This window comes from Marinobacter litoralis (assembly GCF_016427555.1).
GTDB lineage: Bacteria > Pseudomonadota > Gammaproteobacteria > Pseudomonadales > Oleiphilaceae > Marinobacter > Marinobacter litoralis_A.
Map to the genome: position 1 here is coordinate 371,748 of NZ_JAELVS010000001.1, position 23,705 is coordinate 395,452.

The window sequence follows — 23,705 nt, forward strand, 5'->3', positions numbered from 1 at the left end:
GCCTTGAGAGAGGAAGACACCATGAGTAAACAAACCCTGATCGTGATTGGCAACGGCATGGTCGGCCATCACTTTCTCGAGCAGTTTGTGCAGAGCCCTGCGGCTGATTCGTTCCAGATTCTGGTTTTCGGCGAAGAGAAACAACTGGCTTACGACCGCGTGCACCTGTCCGAATACTTCGCGGGTTCAAGCCACGCAGATCTGGCCATGGGTACAGGCGACTGGTACGACGATAACGGTATTGATCTGCACCTGAATGAGCAGGTCATCGCCATCGACCGTTACAATCAGGTGGTGAGCACCCCCAAAGGTGTCTATCAGTATGACCAGCTGGTGCTCGCCACCGGGTCCTATCCTTTTGTGCCCCCGATTGCCGGCAATGATCACGACGGCTGCTTTGTATACCGGACTCTGGACGACCTGGACGCCATTCGCGCCAGTGCCACCTCCGCGAAAACCGGCGTTGTGGTGGGCGGTGGTCTGCTCGGGCTGGAAGCTGCGAACGCCCTCAAAAGCCTGGGCTTGCAGGCCAGTGTGGTGGAATTTGCGCCGCGCCTGATGCCGGTTCAACTCGACGACCAGGGCGGTGCATTGCTACGGCACAAGATCGAAGAACTGGGCGTTCAGGTTCATACCGAAAAGGCCACCACCGCCATCGTGCCCGGCACCGAATCGCGCTTGCGCATGAATTTCTCCGACGACAGCCATCTTGAGACTGACCTGATCGTATTCTCCGCTGGCATCCGGCCGCAGGATACGCTGGCCCGGGACTGCGGTCTGGAAGTGGGCGAACGCGGAGGCATTGTCATTAACAATCAGTGCACCACGTCAGACCCGAAGATTCACGCCATCGGCGAATGCGCGCTATGGAACAACCGAATCTTTGGTTTGGTAGCACCAGGCTACACCATGGCCCGTACGCTCTCTGCGGCCCTGAACAGCGACACCGAGGCCGCTTTCACCGGTGCCGACATGAGCACCAAACTGAAACTGCTGGGTGTCGATGTCGGCTCCATTGGTGATGCTCACGGCCAGACCGCGGGTGCGCGTAACATCCGCTTCCACGACGAACAAACCGGTCATTACCGGCGCATGGTGGTCAGCTCCGACGGTAAAAAGCTGCTGGGTGCGATTCTGGTCGGTGATAACAGTCACTACGACACCTTGCTGCAATACGCGCTCAACGGTCTGGATCTACCCGGTAATCCGGAAGTGCTGATTCTGCCTGAAAGCGAAGGCGGTGCGCCCACCTTGGGTGCCGATGCGTTACCCGACACTGCCTCGATCTGTTCGTGCCACAACGTCACCAAGGGCGACATCTGTGGAGCCATCGATGCTGGCTGTACGGATCTTGGGGGCGTCAAGGCCGAAACCAAAGCAAGTACCGGGTGCGGCGGCTGCACCGCGCTGCTGAAGAAGGTAGTGGATAGCGAACTCGAAAAGCGGGGCGTGGAGGTCTGCACCGATTTGTGCGAGCACTTCCCGTACACCCGTCAGGAGCTGTTTCACCTGGTCAAGGTAAACGGCATTCGCACCTTCCGCGGTCTGCTGAATCAGTACGGCAAAGGTCAGGGCTGTGATATCTGCAAACCCACAGTGGGCTCCATTCTCGCCAGTTGCTGGAACGATCATATTCTGGCCACCGATCATGTGCCATTGCAGGACACCAATGACACCTTCATGGCCAACATGCAGAAGAACGGTACCTATTCGATCGTGCCGCGTATTCCCGGCGGCGAAATTACTCCGGACAAGCTGATTGTGCTGGGCGAGGTGGCGAAGGAGTACAACCTGTACACCAAGATCACCGGTGGCCAGCGGGTTGATTTGTTCGGCGCCACGTTGAGCGAGCTGCCGGAGATCTGGGAGAAGCTGATTGCAGCCGGTTTCGAGACGGGCCACGCCTATGGCAAGTCGCTGCGCACGGTGAAGTCGTGCGTTGGCAGCACCTGGTGCCGTTACGGTGTGCAGGACAGTGTGGGCATGGCGATCCTGCTGGAGAGCCGTTACAAGGGCTTGCGGGCCCCGCACAAGGTGAAGATGGGTGTGTCTGGCTGTACTCGGGAGTGTGCCGAGGCGCAAAGCAAAGACTTCGGGGTGATTGCCACGGAGAAGGGGTGGAACCTGTACGTGTGTGGTAATGGCGGCATGCGGCCACGGCACGCGGATTTGTTCGCGACGGATTTGTCCGATGACGAGTTGATTCAGGCGATTGACCGGATTGTGATGTTTTACGTGCGCACGGCGGACCGGTTGCAGCGGACCAGTGTCTGGCTGGAGAACCTTGAAGGCGGCCTGGAATATCTGAAGCAGGTGGTGCTGGAGGACAGCTTGGGTATTGGCGCGGAGCTGGAGCAGCACATGGCGGAGATTGTCGATACCTATCAGTGTGAGTGGAAGACGGCGGTTGAGGATCCTGAGAAGCGCAAGCGTTTCCGGGAGTTTGTGAATGCGCCGGAGCGGAAGGATCCGGTGCAGCAGTGGACTTCGGAGCGGGGGCAGCGCCGGCCGGTTTTGGAATCTGTGTAGTGCTTTGAGCCGGAGCAAAGCCCGGCGGCATGGGGATGCTTTTCTTTCGGAAAAAATAACTCGCTTCGCTCAGACATCTTTTTTCCTGCAGAAAAGCATCCCCACACCACCTGGCTCACAGAATTGGGTGAAGTACTAGAACGCAAAATTGGAGAACATCTATGAAAGCTCAGACTCGTTGGGATGTAGTTTGTACTGTCGAAGACCTGGTGCCGGATTCGGGCATTGCGGTTTGGACGAAAGCCGGGCCGGTGGCGGTGTTTTATCTGCCACATCGGTTACCGGCACTGTTTGCGGTTAGCCATACCGATCCGTTCAGTGGATCAAACGTGTTAGCGCGGGGGATTACCGGGGATGTGGACAGTGAGCCGGTGGTGGCTTCGCCGTTGTATAAGCAGCATTTCAGTTTGCGCACCGGGGTTTGTCTCGAGGACGACAGCGTGCAGTTAACGACTTACCCGGTGTTGCTGGACGGTGATCAAATTCTGCTGGAGCTTCCTGTGTCGGCCGGTCGAAAGGAATCTCAGGCGGCGTGATGGGCGCTTTCCAGGGCGCTTGACCGGGTGGGGTGCCGCGTATAGTCTGCGGCAAACCCCCGCGGATTCGGAGTGCCCCAGGTTATGGAAGATCACAGCCAGTTTCGTTTGTTGTCGGAACGGCGGTTTGCACCGTTTTTTGTCACCCAGTTTGCCGGTGCCTTTAACGACAATCTGTTCAAGAACGCGCTTTTGCTGCTGGTGACTTACAACGCTGGCGGCCTGCTTGGCCTTTCTTCCAGCGTGGTGGTCAATCTGGCGGCCATGTTGTTTATCCTGCCTTTTTTCCTGTTTTCTGCCGTCGCGGGCCAGATTGCCGACCGTTACGAGAAGTCCGGCATTATTCGTTGGGTTAAATTGGCGGAGGTTGCCATTATGGCGGTGGCCGCGGTCGGGCTGTGGTTCGGCTGGCATGAGATGTTGCTGCTGCTGTTGTTCCTGATGGGAGTTCAGTCGGCGTTTTTTGGTCCGGTCAAGTACGCGATTCTTCCTCAGGCTCTGGATAACTCCGAACTGGTCGGTGGCAACGCGTTGGTGGAGATGGGCACCTTCGTGGCGATTCTGCTCGGCACGCTGGTTGCCGGGGTGATGATGAAAGCGCCGTTGCCGGGGCCGATGGTCGCCATTGCGGTGTTGGTGGTGGCAGCAATGGGGCTGTTTTCCGCTTTGAAAATCCCCAAGGCCGAAGCGGCCGCCCCTGACCTGAAGATCAATTTCAGCCCGTTGAAAGAAACCTGGAAGCTGATGGCCATTGCCAGGGAAAACCACAACGTTCTGCTGAGCGTGGTGGCGATTTCCTGGTTCTGGTTTCTTGGCGCAGCCTACCTGACCCAATTCCCCGGCTTTGCCAAGGATGAACTGCTGGGTGATGAAACCGTGGTCACGGTTTTGTTGGCCATTTTTACGGTCGGGATTGCTGCCGGCTCGATGATTTGTGAGCGCATGTCTGGCCACAAGGTGGAGCTGGGCATTGTTCCCATCGGCTCATTGGGGCTGAGTCTGTTCGGTATCGATCTGTACCTGAACATGCCGGCTCAGCCCGTGCCTTCGGATTGGTGGATGATCTTTACCGATGGCAGTTACCGGCGGGTCGCATTGGATCTGCTGGGCATTGGCGTTTCAGGTGGTCTGTTCATTGTCCCTCTGTATGCCTTTGTGCAACAGGAAACCCCACCGGAAACCCGTGCCCGGGTGATTGCCGCGCTCAATGTGTTCAACGCCCTGTTTATGGTGGTCAGTGCCCTGTCGGGCATGCTGATGCTTGGCGTGATCGGGCTCAGCATTCCGGAGTTCTTTCTGGTGCTGTCGATCATGAACCTGCTCGTTGCGGGCTTCGTTTACCAGCAAGTGCCAGAGTTCGCGCTGCGTTTCGTGATCTGGATGATGTCGCACACGATTTACCGGGTGAAACATCACCATCTGGACCGCATTCCCGAGGAAGGGCCCGTGCTATTGGTTTGCAATCACGTGTCCTACATGGACGCACCGGTAATTGCCGGCGCGGTCAAACGGCCGATTCGCTTTGTGATGGATCACCATATTTTTTCGACACCGGTGCTGGGCACGTTCTTCCGCATGGCCAAAACCATCCCCATCGGCCCGAAAGCAAAAATACCCGAGATCTACGAGGCGGCGTTCGAACGGATCGATGAGGAACTGGCGGCTGGTAACGTGGTGTGCATTTTCCCGGAGGGGCGGTTGACCTCGGATGGCGAAGTCGCGGCGTTCAAATCCGGTGTTGAGCTGATTTTGCAGCGCCGGCCTGTACCGGTGGTGCCGCTTGCGCTTCGGGGGCTGTGGGGCAGCTTTTTCAGTCATTGCGGTGGGCCGGCGCTGACGCACTTGCCCAAACGTTTCTGGTCGCGGATTCATCTTTTGTCCGGCCAGCCGATGAACCCGGCAACCGCCAGCGCACAGATATTGGAAGACCAGGTGAAATCGTTGCGAGGGCCGCACCCCTAGGGCGCGGCCTTCAATGCGTTTTTAGCCGAAACGGGCTTCGCTGTTGCGCTCGGAAATCTGGCTGTTCAGGGTCCAGAAATCGTACAACACACCGATGAAGAACAGGCCACCGGTAAACAGGTAGATAATGCCGGTTATCCACTTGCCCATGTACATGCGATGTACCCCAAACACGCCCAGAAAGGTGAGCAGTATCCAGCCGATGTTGTAATCGGTTTGGCCTTCCTGAAACCGGCTGTCGGCCTCACGGTCCATCGCCGGAATCAGGAACAGATCGATGATCCAGCCAATGAAGAACAAACCCAGGGTGAAGAACCAGATGGTGCCGGTAATGGGCTTGCCATAATAGAAACGGTGCGAGCCCAAAAATCCGAAAATCCAAAGCAGGTAACCAATGATCTTGCTGTGGGTATTGCCAGTTTCTATCATGTTTTTCTGCGTCCTCCCGGATCAATATTTCAGATAAATACGCTCAATCAATTCCTAGTTTTCTACTCCACCTCTCATGACTACTTCACCCTGTCGCCACAAACGCCATTCCCCGGGCTGGTAGATGTCCCACTTCTCATCGGTGGTTAACGGCTCGGTAACGATCACGCTGACCACGTCGTTCGGGGTGGTTTCCGATTCAAAGTCGATGGTGACATCGGTGTCTTTCAGGCGGGCAGGGCCAAACGGGGCCCGGCGGGTAATGCTGGCCATTTTGGTGGTGCAATAAGTGAACAGCCAATCGCCATTGCTCAGCAACAGATTGAACACACCCTGGCTGGCGTATTGTGAAGACAGTGTGACCAGCCGCTCCACCACCTGTTCCACACTGTCGTCCCGGTGGCAGTGGCTGCGGAGATGATTGAGCATGTCGCAGAACAGCGCTTCACTGTCCGTGCTCCCGACCGGCTCGTAAAAACCCTCCGGTGCCCGAAAGCCGGTGAGTTGGCCATTGTGTGCGCAGACCCAGTACCGGCCCCAAAGTTCGCGGATAAACGGGTGGGTATTGGCGAGGCAAATTTCGCCCACGTTAGCCTGCCGAATGTGGCAAAGGGCCACTTCACTCTTAATGGGGTGGGTTTGTACCACTTCGGCAAGGCGTGAACTGGCACTGGCGTCGGAGTCGTGAAAGCAGCGGATGCCTTTGCCTTCGTAGAAGGCCACTCCCCAGCCGTCTTTGTGAGGCCCGGTTTCGCCCCCGCGGCGGGTCAGGCCGGTAAAACTGAAGCACAGATCGGTAGGGGTGTTGGCGCTCATGGCCAGCAGTTCACACATGGTTTGACGATTCCTCGAGCAAAATAATCGGTCAGCGCTAGCATACCGTATTCAGCCCTTACCTCCAGCCGCGACATCTTTTATTTGAGGAGAAAGCACCTTGGTGGGAGAGGCAACCTGATTTCGGCCAGCCCGCTTTCCTCGATACAACTGCTGATCGGCTGCCGAGAACAGGAGATCAGCAGTTCGGCCATCTTCCGGCCATTGCGCCAAGCCAAACGTCGCGGTAACGGAGAGGTCAACATTCGCAAAGCGCAGCTTTCGGGCAGCGATACGCGTCCGCAGTTCTTCAATCAGCTCATAAGCTGCTTTCGGTTTAACATCCCGCAGAATCAAACCGAACTCCTCTCCGCCCAAACGGCCGACAAAATCTGTACCGCGCAGCCGTTCCTGCAGGCACTGGCCAATTTCCTGCAACACATAGTCGCCCGTTTCATGGCCATGGGTGTCATTGATGACCTTGAAATGGTCAATATCCATCATGACCAAAGCAAAGACGGAACTGCTGCGTTCACTTTCGGCAATGGTGCGTATCAACGTCGACTGGAAGTTGCCTCGATTCGCCAGCCCGGTTAGCGCATCCGTTTGCGCCACCTCAATCAAGCGCTGTTCGGCTTCCTCACGCCGCTGTTCGTACATATACATGAACACCTGCATCAGGCTGCCACAGAGCACCATGTTCAGAAAATCAATCACGAAATCGGCTTTGCTAAGCCCTTGCACGCCACCCAGAAAAACGAAATACACCGCGCAACCCAGAAGCATGAACGGCACGCTCAAAATCATGCCTTCACGGCGACCAAGCAACAGGTAAGCGAGCACCGGCATCATTAAAACCCAAACGAACGCTGCCATGGAGGCATCCGGCAGTAACATGAGGACAATGAAGAATGAGAACAGGGTGAACAGATAGCCGTATACCCAGCGTTCAAAGTACGGAGTGTGGTTAATGCGAGCCACACCGATTAATGCCAAGGTACCGATGACGAGTTCGACAGCCGATACCCAAGGGTATCCACTGAACATCTGTAGAGCGGCAAACACCATGAGCGACAACCCCGTCACCCAGAACAGAAATCTGGCGAGTGAGCGGCGGTGGTCATCCCTCAGCCCTGAACGGCTTTGCGTCAGCGCCTTGCCTAAATCCGGATGGTTTAACATATCCATAGTAATGCTGGCCTAAATCAGGCTTTTAATTATTATCGCCTATAAACCGACTATAAAACACGCTGCCTCGTTTTCCCTATAACTTTCGCCCCCTTTTATTGATCGGAACGGACGCAGGCCCCATTAGCCAAGCACCTTACAACCGATGTGTGCAAGCGGTCAGAGACGGCAGCAAATCCTTTGGTTACAATCAAGATTCTTCTGAATTCATGCCCTTCGCTTGGAACTGATTATGGAATGGAGTCTTACCCACTTATGGCTGATCCTGGCTTTGGTCCTCAGCCTTGCCGAGCTCACCTCCGGCGTCCTGTTGCTGTTGGCGCTGGGCATTGCCGCGGCCCTGACCGCCCTGGTGTCTTTTCTGGGCGCACCGTTTGAGTGGCAACTGGTCACCATGGGTGTCATGTCCGGCATTCTGGTGCCCGTTGCCATCCGCTGGATTCGCCCTCGCTTTTCCCCGAAAGGTGTGGCCTACGGCACTACGGGCACGGGTGTCGAGCACGGAACCACCTATCGAACGTTACTGCGTGACTTTGATGGCGCCACCGGCATCAAAGTCAACGGCGATTTTTATCGCCTGAAACTGGCCGATGGCAGCAGCCCCGAATTACCGGCCGGCACAGCCGTTGTTTTTGAAAAATTTGATGGCACCACTGCCATCGTGCACCTGGCTCAACCCAAACAGGAAGGTTAAACATGGAAGCATTTATTACTCCGGGGCTGGTTATCAGCTTAATTATTGTTGCTGTCGGCATCTTTGTTATTGCCAAAGGCCTGGTGATTATTCGCCAGTCCGAGGTGATGGTCATTGAACGGCTGGGGTCGTTTAATCGTGTACTTGAAAGCGGCATCAACATCATCATTCCCTTTATCGAGAAACCCCGCCCGATCAGCATGATTCGCTACATGCGCATGGGCGAGGAGTACCACCCGGTGACTACCGACGAAGTCCGCATCGACCGACGCGAAACCGTGATGGATTTCCCGGGCCAGCCGGTCGTCACCACCGACAACGTGACGGTGAAAATCAACGGCGCGCTTTACTACCAGATTATCGATCCTCGCCGTGCCGTTTATGAGGTGGCCAACATGAGCCAGGCGGTGGAAGTGCTTGCCAAAACCACACTGCGTTCGGTGGTCGGTAAGATGGAGCTGGATAAGTTGTTTGAATCCCGCAGCGAAGTGAACAACGCCATTCAGGCCGAAATGGAAGAAGCTGCCTCCAAGTGGGGGGTAAAGCTCACCCGCGTGGAAGTGCAAGACATCAGCATGCCGGAAGAAGTGGAAGAGGCCATGCGTTTGCAGATGGCCGCTGAGCGGAAACGCCGCGCCACGGTTACGGAAGCTGAAGGTGAGAAGGCTGCAGCCATTGCCATGGCTCAGGGCCAGCGTGAGTCTGCGATCCTGAACGCCCAAGGCGATAAGGAATCCGCCATCCTGCGGGCTCAAGGTGAGCAGGAATCCATTCGCCTGGTATTGAATGCCATCGGCGAAAACGAGGAAAACAAGCGCACGGTTGTGGGCTATCTGCTCGGCCAAAGCTACATCAAAGCCTTGCCAACCATGGCCCAGGACGGCGAGCGCGTATTCGTTCCCTATGAATCGACCGCTCTGCTGGGGTCTATGGGAATGTTCCGCGAGTTGGCCGGCAGCCCCGAAGATGCTGTACGGGACAGCTTGCGCAGCGGCATGGTGGCCTCAGCCGGCACCAACTGAAACTCGTGAACCGCGGGCTACCCCAGCAGGTGGTCCAGCGGGCGCTCGTAACTGGGCGCAAATACCTCAAGGAAGTATTTCACTTCCGGTGACGCATCTTCTTGCAGGCGGCGGAGTATCTGCTCTGCCGCCGGCTCGAACTCTTTGTTACCGGCCTGGATTTCGGCGCGACACTTCAACAGCGCTGACAGCCGGTCAGCCGATTTGATCAGCTCTTGTTCTTCCTCTGTCCACTGCGACTCTCGCAGGTAGGGCGAAAAGGCATCCTGCAATTCACCGGGCAACAACGCCAGCAATTCAGCCTCGGCTTTGTGCTCGATATCGCCAAACACCTCCCGCATTACTTTCGAGTGGTACTTCACCGGAGTCGGCATATCCCCGGTAATCACTTCAGTGGCATCGTGATACAGGGCGGCGGTTGCAATTCGGTCTGCGTTTACCTGGCCGCCAAACCGGGTGTTGCGAATCAGCGCGAGGGCATGGGCAATGGTGGCCACTTCCCAGGAGTGCGTCGCCACGTTTTCTTCAATGGCATTTCGCATCAACCCCCAGCGTTTTATCCAGCGTAGCCGGGACACATAGGCAAAAAAATGGCTCACGGGCATCTGTTTCAGGCTCATTCAGGGTTTCCTGTCGGTTTCAGCATCAGCGCACATCCAGTGTGAAGGGCACAATCACGTTGCCTTGTTCATCCAGCTCCGATTGTTGCAGAGTCTCCAGCGAAAACAACTGATCGTCGGGCACTCCGTGCGTGTCTTTCAAAAGCCGATGTATCGCTTGGCCGCGTCTGGCCGCCAGCTGACGGATACTTTCCGGTGGCAGTTGGCGCTCACCCGCTTGGTATTCCCGTTTCGCCTGGGCCCAGGCTTCGTCGCTGACGGCTTCACCGGCCGCTCTCATACGCTCTTTCAATAACACCAGGCCGTCCACTTCGGGTTCTGCCGCTCCGCGAATGCTGAGCAGCAGATCCGGCCGGTCGTTCAGCGCCTTGGCCAAGGCGGCGATTTTTTCCGCTTCGCCGTCTGCCAAGGCAATCTTGCCGGGTACAAAACTGACCCGGCCCAGCTCTTCAGTACTGAAGCCGGCAAAATCCGCCAGCGAACCCAGCATGCTGAACGGTGACGCGGCCGCTTTGACCAGGAGGTTCACAAAGGTGCGCATCACCACCTGACCAATTCGGAAATCGGGATTGGAAATGTCACCGCTTATCGGTAAATCCACGTCGATAATACCCTGTTGATTCTCGAGCAGGGCCAAACCCAGCTTCACCGGCGCATTGACGGCTTCTTCGCTGGCTACCGACTGGCCCAAACGCATCTGATCCAGACGAAGCTGGTTCGAAGCCTTCAAGTTCGTGCCGGTGATTTCGTAATCCAGCTCAAGATCCAGTTTTCCTGCATCCACGGCGTAACCTAAATAACGGCCGAGGTAGGGGGAAAGCGCCGGTAACGACACGCCTTCCATCGTGAGCTTCAGATCACTGGTTTCCTCGGTTCCCAGAGCGCCCAGCGAGCCTTGGAATGACACCGGAGCACCACCCGCCAGTTCGCCTTGCACACTGACCAGCCCCTGCTGGGGCGGCACATTGCTGATACCACTGACGGAACCTGACAATCGCTCAATTCCGGTGGTAAAGACAGGGCTCAGGGTGCGATCGGTGTAATCCACCGAACCACCCTCAATAAGCAGCTCACCAATGCGGAAAATAAACTCGGGTTGTTCATCGGTTTGACGGCTGGTCGCGTTTTCTTCTGAAGACTCACGGGGTTGTGCATCCGGCCCCGCTTTCACCACGCCTTCGACATTGTGGGCACCGCCTTTTAGACGAACCAGATTGAAATAGGGCTGCTCCAGCGTTACCGTGCCGATTTCCAATCGGGCCGGGTTCACATTGAACTCCACCGGTGCCAGTCGCAACAGTTGCCAGGTTACCAACTCACCCTGCTGCTCAGGCAGCTTCAGGTCAAAGTCGGTCAGCTGCGCTGAACCACTGAACGTGCCGGTTACCGGCGCAGCCTGCCCATCCAGATCGAGATTGCCATCAAAACTCAGCAGGCCATTTGATATCGCCACATTGGCTCCTAGCTGGATATAGGGCTCAACGGCCTCCAAGACGATATCTGACCCTGCCAGAGCCGCTTCAAAATTGAACGGGGTAGGGGTAAGCTGACCCTTGGCGCTGATTTGGCCACCACTGGCCAGCTGGGTGGCTAGCTCGAAGGCCGTCGGCTCATCGGTCCGGTGGGACAGTTCACCCAGAGTGACAGCTAGGTCCACCCATTCCAGCTCTGCGGGCCGTGCCGCCGCTTCATCTCGCCAACGCAAGCGGCCCTCCGTTAACTCAACGCCCTGCACCTCCCAGCGGAACGGCTGACCTGCGTCTGTTAAGCCGTCGGCTTCTGGCGCGGTTTCGACGGGCGGCAACGAGGCTTGCCAGTCAATACGTCCATCCGCTTGCCGGGTTGCTGAAACAAAGGGCTGTTCAATCGTCACCATGCCGACCTGCGCTTGCTTCGCAGCCAGGTCGAAACCGATGCCACCCACCGTCACGGTTTCAAGCCTTAGCGAAGGCTCCTCAACATCTTCGGCCAAAGCCAGCGCCAGCTGGTTAATCTCTATCTTGCCGTTTGAGGTTTCCAGCTGAAACCCGCGTTCATTCGAAAACCAATAGTCCGACTCAGCCGTAACCCTCCCCGTCTTTAAGCGCCAGGGAAGGTGCGGAGCCAAATACTTGGCCAGAGTTTTGTAACTGACGTCGGAAAACCGAACCCGGCCCTGGGAATACAAAGGGTTGATACTCAGTTCACCCTCCCACTCAAGGGTTTGATCACCAATGGCGGCAACGATGGAGTAGCGGCTCTCGTCTTCGCTCCGGGACCAGGTGGCCAGATCATCCACGGCGAGACTCAACGGTTTAATGTTCAACTCAATGGTGTCTTTCTGAGTAAAATCCCGGAACAACAAGCGGCCGTCTTCAATTGCCAAGTGGCTGAAATAAAGCTTTGGCAGCTCGCTGTCTGCCGCCTTGGCCTCAGTCGTATCCTCCGCAAGCTCCGGGATTGCACGCTTCCAGTCCCGGGCGAAATTGACCGAGTAATCCTCCAACAGATCCAATCGCACATCGGGCTTTACCAGGCGGATGCCATCAAACCCCACTACCCCCCTCGCAAGCTGCAACACATCCAGATTGACGTACAAATGCTCAAACGCGGCCACGGGCCGTTCTTCGTCGTCCTGCGCCGAAAACTCGTCTGCTTCCAGGCTGAACAGAAACGGGTTGAAGCGGATGTCAGAAACCTGGGCCTGCCATCCCATTTTGTCGTTCAACTGATTCGGAAGTTCTTTCTCAAGCCACCATGGCAGCAACAGGAATCCGGCCAGCGCATACAGCACCAGTAACACACACAGCCCGATCAACAGGTTTCTGACCTTATGACTTCCTGCCGTTGATTGGCCCACAAAACTCTCCCTTACCCGTTATGGTCATCACTAAAGCATAGCGTTCACACAACGGCTTTGTCAGCCAAACCTGACAGCCGCCGCCGAACCGGATATCCTCAACACCTTAAAACTCCTGTGAACGCCAACGGAGAACAACTCTATGGATATCGGCGATATGCGTCGGGACTTTGAAAGTGAGGGTCTGGACCGCGAACACCTGCATGACGACCCCATCGTTCAATTCCAGAATTGGTTCGAAGACAGCCGCAAAGCCGGCATTCTGGAGCCTAATGCCATGTCTCTGGCTACCAGCGGCGCCGACCAGATGCCCGATATCCGAACCGTACTGCTGAAATATTTCGACGACCGCGGTTTTGTTTTCTACACCAATTACAGCAGCCGAAAAGCGCGCGAGCTCGACCAGAATCCACGCGCTGCGCTGCTGTTCCCGTGGATCGGGCTGAACCGCCAGGTGCGAATTCAAGGCACAGTAGAGAAAGTCAGCAAATCGGAATCACTGAGGTATTTCACCTCAAGACCTCGCGGCAGCCAGATAGGCGCCTGGGTTTCCGAACAAAGCAAAGCCATTACATCGCGGGGATTGCTCGAGCAGAAAGTTGCGGAGATGAAACGCAAGTTCAGCTCTGGCGAAATTCCTCTGCCCGATTTCTGGGGCGGATACCGTGTGGTTCCGGAGCGAATCGAGTTCTGGCAAGGCCGACCCAGCCGGCTTCACGACCGATTTGAATACGTGAGAGAAGCGGATGCCTGGACGATCCAACGACTACAACCCTGAAACACCGCAAATCTGGTTGTGTCATCAGATTTCACGCGTACCGAATTCGTTACCGGACTGGCTCACGGCGTTTGAGCGAGACACGCTGGCAAAACTGGACGGTCCGCGCCGAGGAGAGTATTTGTCCAGCCGCTGGTTGATTCGCCAGGGTTTGAGCAAAACCAGCAACGAACCAGCGGAACGGTGCCACCCTGTCGATGGTCGCCCCATCGCCTCGCAGTTTCCGGCTGGCTGGCACCTCTCACTCAGCCACAGTCAGGGGCTCAATGCGGTCGCAATAGGTCCAACGCCGTTGGGCGTCGACGTTGAGCCAAGCCAACGGAAGCCGGATTGGCAGGGAGTTGCCAAGCGCTGGTTTTCACCGGTTGAGCAAGAATGGTTACTGCGGGCAAACGATCCCTACAATTTTCTGCAGGTCTGGACCCTGAAAGAAGCTTGGCTGAAGGCCACACGCCGGGGCATTGCCGGGAACCTGCAAACACTGGAAGTTCGGAAAGACTTCGAGCTGTACGGGGATCAGCCCGACCGACAGTGGCAAAGCTGCGGCTGTTACGTCGAAGGGTTTCTCGCCACGCTGGTGTATCAAACCAACAATCCCGACCTGGAGGCCAATTGGCCGGCCGTTACCTTGCTGGAGCCGCCACCAGAGGATTACAGCCTGGCACCGGCCGAGCCGCTGGACACCATTTGGGACCCGCTCTACCATCGGACGATTCGAGCCAAACGCTAGGAGCAACCATGCCGGACACTCAGCAGCGCTGCCCATGGTGCGGCACAGACCCACTGTACGTGCATTATCACGATACGGTCTGGGGCAGGCCCGAGTATGACGATCAGGCCTTGTTTGAAAAATTGTGCCTGGACGGCCAGCAAGCGGGCCTCAGCTGGTTGACCATCTTGCGCAAGCACGGCACCTACCGGGCGGCCTACGCCAACTTTGACCCCGTGAAAATTGCCCGGTTCACCGAGCAGGATCAGGCCCGGTTGCTGAAAGACCCCGGCATTATCCGGAACCGCCTGAAAGTGCAGTCGATCATTCGAAACGCCAACGCCTATCTCGCCCTGAAAGAGCGGGGCATCGGGTTCGCAGAATTCCTGTGGCAGTTCGTCGAACATCGCCCGATACAAAACCACTGGCGCACGCTTGAAGAAGTGCCTGTGACCACACCCGAATCCGAAGCCCTGTCAAAAGCCTTGAAAAAGGCCGGTTTCAATTTTGTGGGACCGACCATCGTCTACGCCTTTATGCAGGCTACGGGCATGGTCAATGATCATTTGGTGAGCTGCAAAGCGCATCAAGAGTGCCAAGCCCTGTCGCTGTAGGATTCAGCGCGAGATATCCACAAGGAAAGGAAAAGAAGAGGAAAGGTGATCGGACACACCCGGCCATCTATAAAACGGCCAACCGGGTGCCCGATCGGGAGGCAAGACAACCTCCATTACCCGCAGACGAAGCGACCGTGTTCGTCTGCGGGTAATTTTCAGGGCGTCTCAGACGCCGCGACAATTGCGTATTCGTGGTTGTGGGGCTCAATGAGCGCACCGTGCAACGCAGCGATCGCAGAGTCGTAGTGGTCTTCGTCGATCACGAACTGGATGTCCACCTGACGCATGCACTGGTGAATCGCCAGTACACTGATGCCTTTGTCAGCCAACGACTTGACCGAACGCGCCAGAATACCCGGCACTTTCATATCACTGCCAATGGCCGAAACCAAAGCCACCTTTCGGGTGCTCAGCTCAGCATTCGGGAAGGCTTCTTCCATCGCTTTCACCACCCGCTTCACATGCTTGAGCGTGGTATCCACATAGTGGGTAATGGTGTTGGCGTTGGTGTCTTTGGAGATAAAGCGCACCTTGTAGCGGGACAGAATATCCAGCAAAGCTCGGTCAGAGCCAGGCTCACCTTGCATGTCCTGATCGAACACTTCGATGGCAAAGACACCCTTGGCGCCCGCAATAATCTCGACTTGCGGCTTTTCACTGACGTAATCGCCGGTGATCAGCGTACCGGTGTGCTCTGGCTCAAACGTGTTCATCACCCGCAGGGGGATCTCGTTCTGGCGCAGGCCCTTACCGGCACGAGGGTGAATCGCTTCCATCCCCAGGTTCGCCAGCTGGTCGGCTACGTCGTAGTTGGTGCGTCCCAGCGGAACCACTTTGTCTTCGCCGACGATATTCGGGTCCGCAGAGCTCAGGTGATACTCTTTATGGATGATCGCTTCACAGGCGTTGGTCATGACCGCAATACGGCTGAACGTCATCTCGCTGTAGCCACGGTCGAAGGTCCGCATCAGACCTTCTTTGCACTGGGCGTAACCGGTCACGATCGGCAGTTCGCGGCTCAGGTCAACGTTATCGAACGCCTGTTGCAGCTTTTCATCCAGCGGCAACAACTCACTGTCACGCCAGCCGGTCAGATCCACAAATCGGGCGTTGATGCCTTCTTGCTGAAGCTTCAATGCGGTATTGAACGCACTGTGAGCCTCACCGATACCCGCCAGCATTTCCCGTACCGTCAGCAGATGCTCTTCCAACTGGAATTGACCGTAGGAACACAGGCGCTGAAGATCGATCAGACAGCCCCGAACGCCTTCAATGCGGTCGGTAATGAACTGATCGGCCTGCTGTTTCAGCATAGGATCGGTAAACAGGTCACCGTTGATATCGGTCAGCAGCTTGATCAGGGTGGTCAGGTCGTCGCCCCACGCCCAATCGGATTCTGCATCGGCGAACAGGGCGTAAACGCCCGGCTCACCGGTTTTCTTGTGTTCCAGCAATTCGTTGGTAACGCCACCGTAGGCAGAAACCACGAAAATCCGCTGGTAGAGGTCCGCCTCATCGCGATTACCAATAATGATATTATCGCGCACGGCCTCGTAATTGCTCATGGAGGTACCGCCGATTTTCTCGACGGTATGCTGTGCCGTAGTCATAATTTTGCCTCTGCCATCTACAGAATAGGAGAAATTCGATGCAGGCGCCTTAAGACGCCTGGCTGATCCCTTTCTGCATGATTTCATCGACACTTTCACCCAGCAGCTGGGCACCACGACGCAGATCGTCTTCGCTGGTGGTCAGCGGCATCAGGCACTTGATTACCTCGTCGTTTGGACCACTGGTTTCGATGATCAGGCCTTTCTCGAACGCCAGCTTGGTGATCGGGCCGGTAACATCAGCATTCACGGCTTCAATACCACGCATCAGACCGCGGCCTTTCACTTTGAATTCGCCGGGGTAACGGTCACAGATAGCCTGCAGCTCATCACCCAACACTTTCGCCTTGGCTTTCACAGAGTTGGCAAAGGCATCGTCTTTCCAGTAGGCATCGATAGCGGCGCGGGCAGTAACGAAGGCCATGTTGTTACCACGGAAGGTACCGTTGTGCTCACCGGATTCCCAAATATCCAGCTCTGGCTTGAACAGCACCAGCGCCATTGGCAGGCCGTAACCACTCAGAGATTTGGATACGGTAACGATGTCTGGCTTGATGCCGGCAAATTCAAAGCTGAAGAACTCACCGGTACGGCCGTTGCCTGCCTGGATGTCGTCGAGAATCAGCAGAATGTCGTGCTTCTCGCACAGCTCGGACAAACCTTTCAGCCATTCAGCACGAGCAGCGTTCAGACCACCTTCACCCTGAACCGCTTCTACGATGACCGCAGCCGGGGTTTCGATGCCGGAAGAGCTGTCTGACAACACTTTGTCCATGATGGCCAGGGAATCCACATCTTCGCCCAGATAGCCGTCATAGAACATGAAATCGACATTGCCCAGCGGCATGCCTACACCACCACGGTGATGCTTGTTACCGGTAGCCGCTACAGCACCGGTTGTTACGCCGTGGAAACCGTTGGTGAAGGAGATGATGTTGGTACGACCTTTCACCTTACGCGCCAGCTTCATGGCCGCTTCTACACAGTTGGTACCGGTCGGGCCGGTAAACTGCATTTTGTAGTCCAGACCACGAGGCTGAAGGATGTTCTTTTTGTAAGACTCCATGAAGTCCTGCTTGGCGGTGGTGAACAGGTCCAGGCCTTGGCTCACACCGTCTGCTTCGATGTATTCAAGCAGCGCTTTCTTCAGGGTGTCGTTGTTGTGGCCGTAGTTCAGGGAACCGGCACCGGCCAGAAAATCCAGGTACTGTTTGCCGTCTTCGGTGTACAAATGCGCGTTCTTGGCGCGGTTAAAAACCACCGGAAAGGCGCGGGAATAAACACGTACTTCGGATTCAGTAGACTTAAAAATTTCCATTGTCTTGCCTCTTAGCATAGTAGGTTCGAGGTTGTGCTCGGCGGCTTGCTGGTAAAACGTGTCGGTCGCAACAAACCTACCGGGCGTTTATTTCAGCCACATAACAGGCCCACCTCGGGCGGCCCGGGCTGTATAAAATCGCGGTCAATAATTCACTCGCTGTGAATCAGAGCTCTCAGACAGGCTTTGTAAAAGGTCCGATGCGCAGCAAGAACTCGGAATCGTGCTTGCCACCGAAATGGGTGCCTTTCTCAAAGTGCTCGTGGTAGGTGAGCTCTGCACCTAGGTCACGGGCGAACGAGCGGAACAAAGCCCAGGAAGCGTCGTTGTCTTCCGTAATCGTGGTTTCCATATGGGTAACGCCCTTACACGCGTCACGGCCCACGATTTCTTTCAGCATCCGCTTGGCCAAGCCTTGCCCACGACCTTTCTCGTGAACGGCCACCTGCCAGACAAATACTGTTTCGGGCTGCTGGGGAGGGATGTATCCGGAGATAAAGCCGACCAAATCGCCGTCTTTCTCCGCGGCCACGCCGGTTTCGGCAAAGTGGCTGCACTGCAGGAGGTTGCAGTAAATCGAGTTGGGGTCCAGCGGAGGACATTCCGCCACCAACTGGTGGAGCCTGTAGCCATCATCCTTGGTTGGTTTACGCAGGGTGATGGCGGTGGTATTCGATCCTTCAGAGGTCATGTTTTGTCGTTTCACGTCAAAATTTAGGCATAAATTATATAGAGCACGAAATATATTTCAAGAGAAAGCCCTAAATTACCCAAGGACCACCCCCTGAACTCCCGGTTTGAATCGCACCTTACAGCGCAATCACGAGGGGTAAATTTCGACCCAAACACCGCCAAAAGCCCTGCAGCACAGGCAATCAGGCGAAATTCGCCCCTCTACAACCAAACATAGACCACACTCGAAAATCGCGCCAATAAAAAATAACCACCAACAAAACCTTTAGGGCTCCAAACATTGCCAGCAACACCCTGACCAATGGAACAGCCTCGTTGCTACCAGGCGCCGGAATCTCCTTTACGCGCCGCCACCCAAAAACCGGCCACTCGGCGCACGACAAACGGTAAAAAGAAGCCCACCGTACAAATCAGGAAACCCCACGCGTTCACACCCAGCAACAGGGCGTATTTGCCTTCACCAATCGCCCAACTTTGGGGAATCAACCCGATGGTCAACAACACCCCCAAGCCAAGGCCGGCCCAGAAACTCAAATGGAAACTCCACGGTGACCAGCGGGTGAAGCCATAGAACAGAAACACCGGTGCTAACCCCATTACCATGGTGCCGGAGATGGTGGTGGCTTTCAGAATGTCTGTACCTGCAAACATCGGCACGTTACCCAAAAACGCGAACACCACCATCACCGCAGCGCCAACCCGGATACTGGGCAACTTGCTACCTGCCCGTTTGATCAAACGGGGCAAATCAACAGCCATCGATTTCGCCAACGATGTGAACGTAGAGTCCAGCGTTGAACCGGCTGAGGTCATCATAATCACGCTCATGAAGAACAAAGCCGCCAGCCCCAAAGACTGGCCAACCGCTGCGGGCGCGTTGCCCATAACCTCAATGCCGTGCAACCGGGCATGCACCCCCACCAGACTGAAGATAAACACAGCCACGAAGCCAAGCAGCCCCGCCACCACAAAGCTCTTGAGCATGGTTTTCTCTTTGTTGACGAAGCCCCGGTCGGTCAGCACCGGATCGTGGAACGGGTAGCTGAACATCTGCAACAAAGCCACCAGCAACAAATCCACACCGGCTTCTAACCGGAACTCACCGTTGGTCAGTAAGGTCCCGGCGTCATTTTCAGGCAGTAGCAAAAACAACACGGCCCCGACGAAAAACACAAACACAAAGGTTTGAACAACGTCGGTAAAAATCGAGGATCGCAGCCCTCCCTTGAGGCTGTACGCCAGGGTAAAAAAGGTGAACAACATCGCGGCGGCGTAATACTCCCAATCTCCCGGCAAGCCGAAGTAACCTCCGACGACCGCGGTGTTACTCCAGATTTCGTTATAAAGCCGGATCAAAATGGCGGCGGCAAAGGCGAGACTGGCCAAGCGGCCGAATCGTGAGGTCAGGAATTCCTGCAGGCTACGGGCGCCGGTCTGGGTTCGAATCAGGTAGATCACGTAACCGGCCACGGGTATCGACAACCAATAGCTGGCGTAGGCCAGCCCGCCAACCACTCCATAACTCGCCCCGAGATTGGCGGCGTTGGTGACTGACTTGGCGAATATCCAGCTGATGAAGATACTGGCGGTCAGTGACCACTGACCAACCGGGTTCCCCTGATCGTCGGCGCCTTTGTAAAACGAGTTGGCGTTTTTGCTTTTTGGCGACAGCGCATACATCACCACGCCGTATACCATGAGAAATCCCCAGAACAGGGTGCCTTCGGTCGCGTTCATTGTTTGATTCGCCCTTTTTGGCTTGTTGGTTTTGGAGCAGGGCATCAGTCGGGGGTAGGGGGTCAAAACGAAAATCGTGGATTTTCTGATGGTTTTGCCCCCCTACCCCCGACTGATGCCTCCGTACTTCTGAACTGCCTGCAAAGCGGTTATAAAGAAGTCGAAAAGGTTTTTCGGGCTGGGGTGGCCCTCCCAACCCATTAGAAAATCCACGGTTTTCGGTTGGGAGGGCCACCCCAGCCCGAAAGGCCGACCACTCCCAAACAAAACTCAATCAGGCGCCGAACAACTAGCCCCAAACCGATAACAGGAAAAACACCGGTGATGCCGCAACATGATGCGTTCATCCATGCTTTCCGCCAGCGTACCGCCCAGATCGTACTGGGGGTCGTCATCCACCAAGGTGCAGGCATACACACGAACCTGATCGCCTTTCTTCACCAACATGCGCGTATAGGTGCACATGAAGTGAGCGCGGGATTCCGGCGTCGGGTATTTTTCCATGCACCCTTCGGTAATTTCCGGACTGCCGTCTTCCGAGCCCGGAGCACCTAAATCGGGAAAAGCGGTAAACGCGAGATCTTCGGGGATGCCGTGCTCTCGGAAAATGGCTCGAAAAGCCGCTTCCACCTCGGCAGGCACTTCACCCGGATCGGTCTGACGGGCCACAGACACCCTGAAGCCCTGCTCTATGAGCCAATGAATCCCCTCCAGCGCCAGCTCAAAACTGCCATCGCCTCGGTCTTTGTCGTGCCGGGCCCGGTCGGGAAAATCCAGACTAACGCGGAAATGAATCGGATAGGGGTTATCCAACAAAGGCAGCACCTGATGCCGACGTTTCAACAGCGGCTCCGTGGCGTTGGTCAGGACGAAACAGGGGCGATGCTGGCTGGCGTAGTTCAGGATGTTGACGAAGTCCCGAATTACGAAGGGCTCGCCGCCGGTGAACGAAAACTGCTCCACCCCCATCTCGATGGCTTCGTGAATGAACGGCTTGACATCACTGAGCTTCATGCCCGGAATGCGCCCGTCGCCTGGGTGCGAGCCTTCCAGACAGAACGGGCAAGCCAGATTGCACGCGGTGCCGGTGTGGATCCAAAGCTCCTTCAGCCGGTCGGCATCGATGTAACCGCGGGGGTCGCCGTTGCGGGTATGGGTCCAGCTGTCTCTGGCTCTGGGCGCCAACAGCTCCACCGCAGGAATGCGTTCACCTTTGGGTGCCTGAGGTTGCGTCAGGGGCATAGTTGCTCCTCGTTTTTATAGATTATCTTGAACACAGACCCAGCCGGCTGTGATTTGTTACACGCACAATCAACGTTTTCCCAGACGCCATGCATGCAGTTTAGCCAACAAGCTCAGAACACGCTCTGGCGCGTGCGCCCGCTTCCATTCACCGGCCGCGTATTTAGCGGATTCGTTCCAGGTCGGGTAGGGGTGGATGGTGCCCAGAATCTTGTTCAGCCCCAAGCCGTGTTTCATGGCGAGGGTAAATTCCGCCAAGATCTCGGCACCACGTGAACCCACCACCACAGCCCCCAGAATTTTGTCCTTGCCGGGCACTGTCAGCACTTTGATAAAGCCCTCGGCTTCACTCTCGGCAATGGCTCGATCCAGATCATCCAGGCCGTAACGGGTCACCTCATAGTCAATGCCTTGAGCTTTGGCCTCCGCCTCGCTCAACCCGACTCTTGCCACTTGTGGCGAGGTAAAAGTAACCCACGGCATCACCCGGTAATCCACCCGGAAACGTTTGAACTGGCCGAACAACCCGTTCACCGCGGCATACCAGGCCTGGTGGGCGGCGGCATGGGTGAACTGGTAGGGGCCAGCTACATCGCCACAGGCAAAGATATTGGGGAAGCGCACGCTCATGTCGTCTTCTACCGGTACCGTGCCATTGGGCATGGTTTCTACTCCGATCCGTTCCAGATTCAGTCCACTGGTATTGGCCGCGCGGCCCAGCGCCACCAACACCTGATCGAACGGTATACGCACCCGTTCGCCATGGTGATCACAGTAGGCGACCTTTTCTCCGTCTTCGAAGCAAAACTCAGTGGCCGCGTGTTGCAGGCGCACATCGATGCCGTCGGTTTCAAACCGGGCTTTCACCACCGCTGAAACATCGGCATCTTCTCGCGCCAACAGACGATCCCCGCGCTCGACTTGCACCACTTGGCTGCCCAGTCGGGCAAAGGCATGGGCCAGCTCCGAACCAATGGGGCCTCCGCCCAGTATCAACAAACGCTTCGGTTGTTCTTGTAAATCCCACAGGTTGTCCGAGGTCAGCGGAGCCATGGCATCCAGCCCCGGAATTGGTGGCAAGGCGGGTTTACCGCCGGTGGCGATGACAATACTTCGGGCGGTCAGGCGCTCGGTACGACCATCGTTGTGGCGCACTTCCAGCTCCCACGGCGAGACGAAACTCGCTTCGCCCGCAATGCAGTCCACGCCGAGCTGCCGGTAGCGCTCCGGCGAATCGTGCGGCTCAACTTGCGCAATAATACGTTTAACGCGGCTCATGATGTTTTTAAACGATGCCTGCACCGGTACCGACTCTAGGCCGTATCGATCGGCATGGCGCAGCGTATCGGCCGCCTTGGCGCTGCGAATTAATGCCTTGGAGGGAACGCAACCGGTATTCAGACAATCGCCGCCCATCTTGTGCTTCTCAATCAGTGCCACCTTGGCCTTTACCGCCGCCCCGATGTAGGCCGACACCAATCCGCCAGCACCACCGCCAATCACCAGTAAGTTGTAGTCGAAATGCGCCGGTTTTTGCCACCCGGCATAGACCTTACGGCTGCGCAGGAAGGCCACCAGGTACTTGGCTAGCAGAGGGAAGAGGGCGAGCAGGGCAAACGACAACAACAGCTCGCCGGAAAGGATATCGCCTGTGGACTGGATTTGTCCGACCTGAGTTCCCGCATTCACATACACAAAGGTGCCCGGCAGCATCGCCAGCCAGCTCACCCACGCGTAGGTGCGCAGTTTCATGGCGGTTAATCCCATGGCCAGATTGATCAAAAAGAACGGGAACACCGGCACCAGGCGCAAGGTGGCCAGATAGAAGGCCCCGTCCTTTTCGATGCCTCGATCAATTTTTTCCACGGTTTGTCGGTAACGGCTGCGCAGAGTGTCTCTGAGCAAGAAACGCGCAATCAAAAACGCCAGTGATGCACCCACCGTTGACGCAACCGACACAGCCGCCAACCCGTAGAGGTTGCCAAAAAACGCACCGCCGGCGAGGGTCATAATGGCCGCACCGGGCAGGGACAAAGCGGTTACCAACACATAAATTCCGGCGTAACCCACAACCGCCACAAACAGGTTTTGCTCAATCCAGCCGGCTATGGCCTCCCGGTGTTGTTGCAGGTTTTCCAGGGTCAGCAATCGATGCAGGTCAAAGCTGATAAAAACCACCACAATGACAGCGATGACCAGAAGAAGAAAAAGCTTACGTCGATTCATAAGTGTGCCTGTTTACGGTGTATGGAGATGGCGCTTTACCCAACCTGACACGCGCAACTGCTGGATGTTACACCCTTTCTGCCCTATTCTTTTTTCAGCCGTTCCACACTACAGGAACTTTTTTACGTTCCGAAACACTATTA

General features: G+C 56.2%; 19 protein-coding genes. 8 read left to right on the forward strand and 11 right to left on the reverse strand.

Translation table 11 applies throughout. The annotated features are described in order from the left end of the window. Positions 1-21: 21 nt before the first annotated feature. From nirB to JAO79_RS01715, 3 genes are all read left to right on the forward strand, one after another. On the forward strand, positions 22-2,529 hold the full coding sequence (gene nirB, locus JAO79_RS01705) for a nitrite reductase large subunit NirB (protein WP_199005432.1): 2,508 nt from the start codon (positions 22-24) through the stop codon (positions 2,527-2,529). Between the two features lie 161 nt (positions 2,530-2,690). After that, complete coding sequence (nirD, locus tag JAO79_RS01710; RefSeq protein ID WP_199005433.1) at positions 2,691-3,065, forward strand: nitrite reductase small subunit NirD; 375 nt, start codon at positions 2,691-2,693, stop codon at positions 3,063-3,065. Positions 3,066-3,149: 84 nt separating this feature from the next. Further along, positions 3,150-5,027 (forward strand): MFS transporter, encoded by a 1,878-nt coding sequence (locus JAO79_RS01715; protein ID WP_199005434.1) that lies wholly within the window; start codon positions 3,150-3,152, stop codon positions 5,025-5,027. Positions 5,028-5,048: 21 nt separating this feature from the next. Here the strand turns inward: JAO79_RS01715 and JAO79_RS01720 are convergent, their stop codons facing one another. Genes JAO79_RS01720 through JAO79_RS01730 form a run of 3 tightly spaced genes read right to left on the reverse strand, consistent with a single transcriptional unit; the run spans position 5,049 to position 7,457 of the window. Next, positions 5,049-5,456, reverse strand: a complete 408-nt coding sequence (locus JAO79_RS01720) for an NINE protein (RefSeq protein ID WP_199005435.1) — start codon at positions 5,454-5,456, stop codon at positions 5,049-5,051. A 54-nt stretch (positions 5,457-5,510) separates the two neighbouring features. Further along, positions 5,511-6,290 (reverse strand): class II glutamine amidotransferase, encoded by a 780-nt coding sequence (locus tag JAO79_RS01725; protein ID WP_199005436.1) that lies wholly within the window; start codon positions 6,288-6,290, stop codon positions 5,511-5,513. A gap of 51 nt (positions 6,291-6,341) precedes the next feature. Next, entirely contained in the window at positions 6,342-7,457 is a 1,116-nt protein-coding gene (locus JAO79_RS01730) for a GGDEF domain-containing protein (protein ID WP_199005437.1), read from the reverse strand. Positions 7,458-7,689: 232 nt separating this feature from the next. On the opposite strand from JAO79_RS01730, the gene JAO79_RS01735 reads away from it, so the two are divergent. Further along, complete coding sequence (locus tag JAO79_RS01735) at positions 7,690-8,151, forward strand: NfeD family protein (RefSeq protein WP_199005438.1); 462 nt, start codon at positions 7,690-7,692, stop codon at positions 8,149-8,151. A gap of 2 nt (positions 8,152-8,153) precedes the next feature. Beyond that, positions 8,154-9,173: an SPFH domain-containing protein gene (locus JAO79_RS01740; RefSeq protein WP_199005439.1), complete on the forward strand. Its 1,020-nt coding sequence runs from the start codon at positions 8,154-8,156 to the stop codon at positions 9,171-9,173. 17 nt (positions 9,174-9,190) lie between these two features. Here the strand turns inward: JAO79_RS01740 and yfbR are convergent, their stop codons facing one another. Together yfbR and JAO79_RS01750 are read right to left on the reverse strand one after the other, a co-directional pair. Further along, the gene (gene yfbR / locus JAO79_RS01745; protein WP_227664288.1) at positions 9,191-9,793 is read right to left on the reverse strand and encodes a 5'-deoxynucleotidase; all 603 of its coding nucleotides are present in this window, start codon (positions 9,791-9,793) and stop codon (positions 9,191-9,193) included. Between the two features lie 25 nt (positions 9,794-9,818). Next, positions 9,819-12,632 carry a DUF748 domain-containing protein gene (locus tag JAO79_RS01750; RefSeq protein WP_199005440.1) on the reverse strand — a complete coding sequence of 938 codons (2,814 nt, stop codon included), beginning with the start codon at positions 12,630-12,632 and terminating at the stop codon, positions 9,819-9,821. A gap of 142 nt (positions 12,633-12,774) precedes the next feature. On the opposite strand from JAO79_RS01750, the gene pdxH reads away from it, so the two are divergent. From pdxH to JAO79_RS01765, 3 genes are read left to right on the forward strand one after another with little or no spacing between them, the layout of a single operon-like run. Beyond that, the gene (gene pdxH, locus JAO79_RS01755; protein WP_199005441.1) at positions 12,775-13,410 is read left to right on the forward strand and encodes a pyridoxamine 5'-phosphate oxidase; all 636 of its coding nucleotides are present in this window, start codon (positions 12,775-12,777) and stop codon (positions 13,408-13,410) included. Continuing rightward, positions 13,379-14,140 carry a 4'-phosphopantetheinyl transferase family protein gene (locus JAO79_RS01760; protein WP_199005443.1) on the forward strand — a complete coding sequence of 254 codons (762 nt, stop codon included), beginning with the start codon at positions 13,379-13,381 and terminating at the stop codon, positions 14,138-14,140. Before pdxH ends, JAO79_RS01760 begins: the two co-directional genes overlap by 32 nt. 8 nt (positions 14,141-14,148) lie before the next feature. Continuing rightward, complete coding sequence (locus JAO79_RS01765; RefSeq protein ID WP_199005444.1) at positions 14,149-14,733, forward strand: DNA-3-methyladenine glycosylase I; 585 nt, start codon at positions 14,149-14,151, stop codon at positions 14,731-14,733. A 158-nt stretch (positions 14,734-14,891) separates the two neighbouring features. Here the strand turns inward: JAO79_RS01765 and JAO79_RS01770 are convergent, their stop codons facing one another. From JAO79_RS01770 to JAO79_RS01795, 6 genes are all read right to left on the reverse strand, one after another. After that, positions 14,892-16,346: an aspartate kinase gene (locus JAO79_RS01770; protein WP_199005445.1), complete on the reverse strand. Its 1,455-nt coding sequence runs from the start codon at positions 16,344-16,346 to the stop codon at positions 14,892-14,894. A gap of 49 nt (positions 16,347-16,395) precedes the next feature. Next, the gene (gene ectB / locus JAO79_RS01775) at positions 16,396-17,664 is read right to left on the reverse strand and encodes a diaminobutyrate--2-oxoglutarate transaminase (RefSeq protein WP_199005446.1); all 1,269 of its coding nucleotides are present in this window, start codon (positions 17,662-17,664) and stop codon (positions 16,396-16,398) included. 175 nt (positions 17,665-17,839) lie between these two features. Beyond that, positions 17,840-18,355 (reverse strand): diaminobutyrate acetyltransferase, encoded by a 516-nt coding sequence (gene ectA / locus JAO79_RS01780; protein WP_199005448.1) that lies wholly within the window; start codon positions 18,353-18,355, stop codon positions 17,840-17,842. 320 nt (positions 18,356-18,675) lie between these two features. After that, the gene (locus JAO79_RS01785; protein WP_199005449.1) at positions 18,676-20,094 is read right to left on the reverse strand and encodes a sodium:solute symporter; all 1,419 of its coding nucleotides are present in this window, start codon (positions 20,092-20,094) and stop codon (positions 18,676-18,678) included. A gap of 270 nt (positions 20,095-20,364) precedes the next feature. Then, a complete protein-coding gene (locus tag JAO79_RS01790) occupies positions 20,365-21,336 on the reverse strand; it encodes a radical SAM protein (protein WP_199005450.1) in 972 nt (323 codons plus the stop codon). A gap of 69 nt (positions 21,337-21,405) precedes the next feature. Then, positions 21,406-23,562 carry an FAD-dependent oxidoreductase gene (locus tag JAO79_RS01795; protein WP_199005451.1) on the reverse strand — a complete coding sequence of 719 codons (2,157 nt, stop codon included), beginning with the start codon at positions 23,560-23,562 and terminating at the stop codon, positions 21,406-21,408. Positions 23,563-23,705 lie beyond the last annotated feature (143 nt).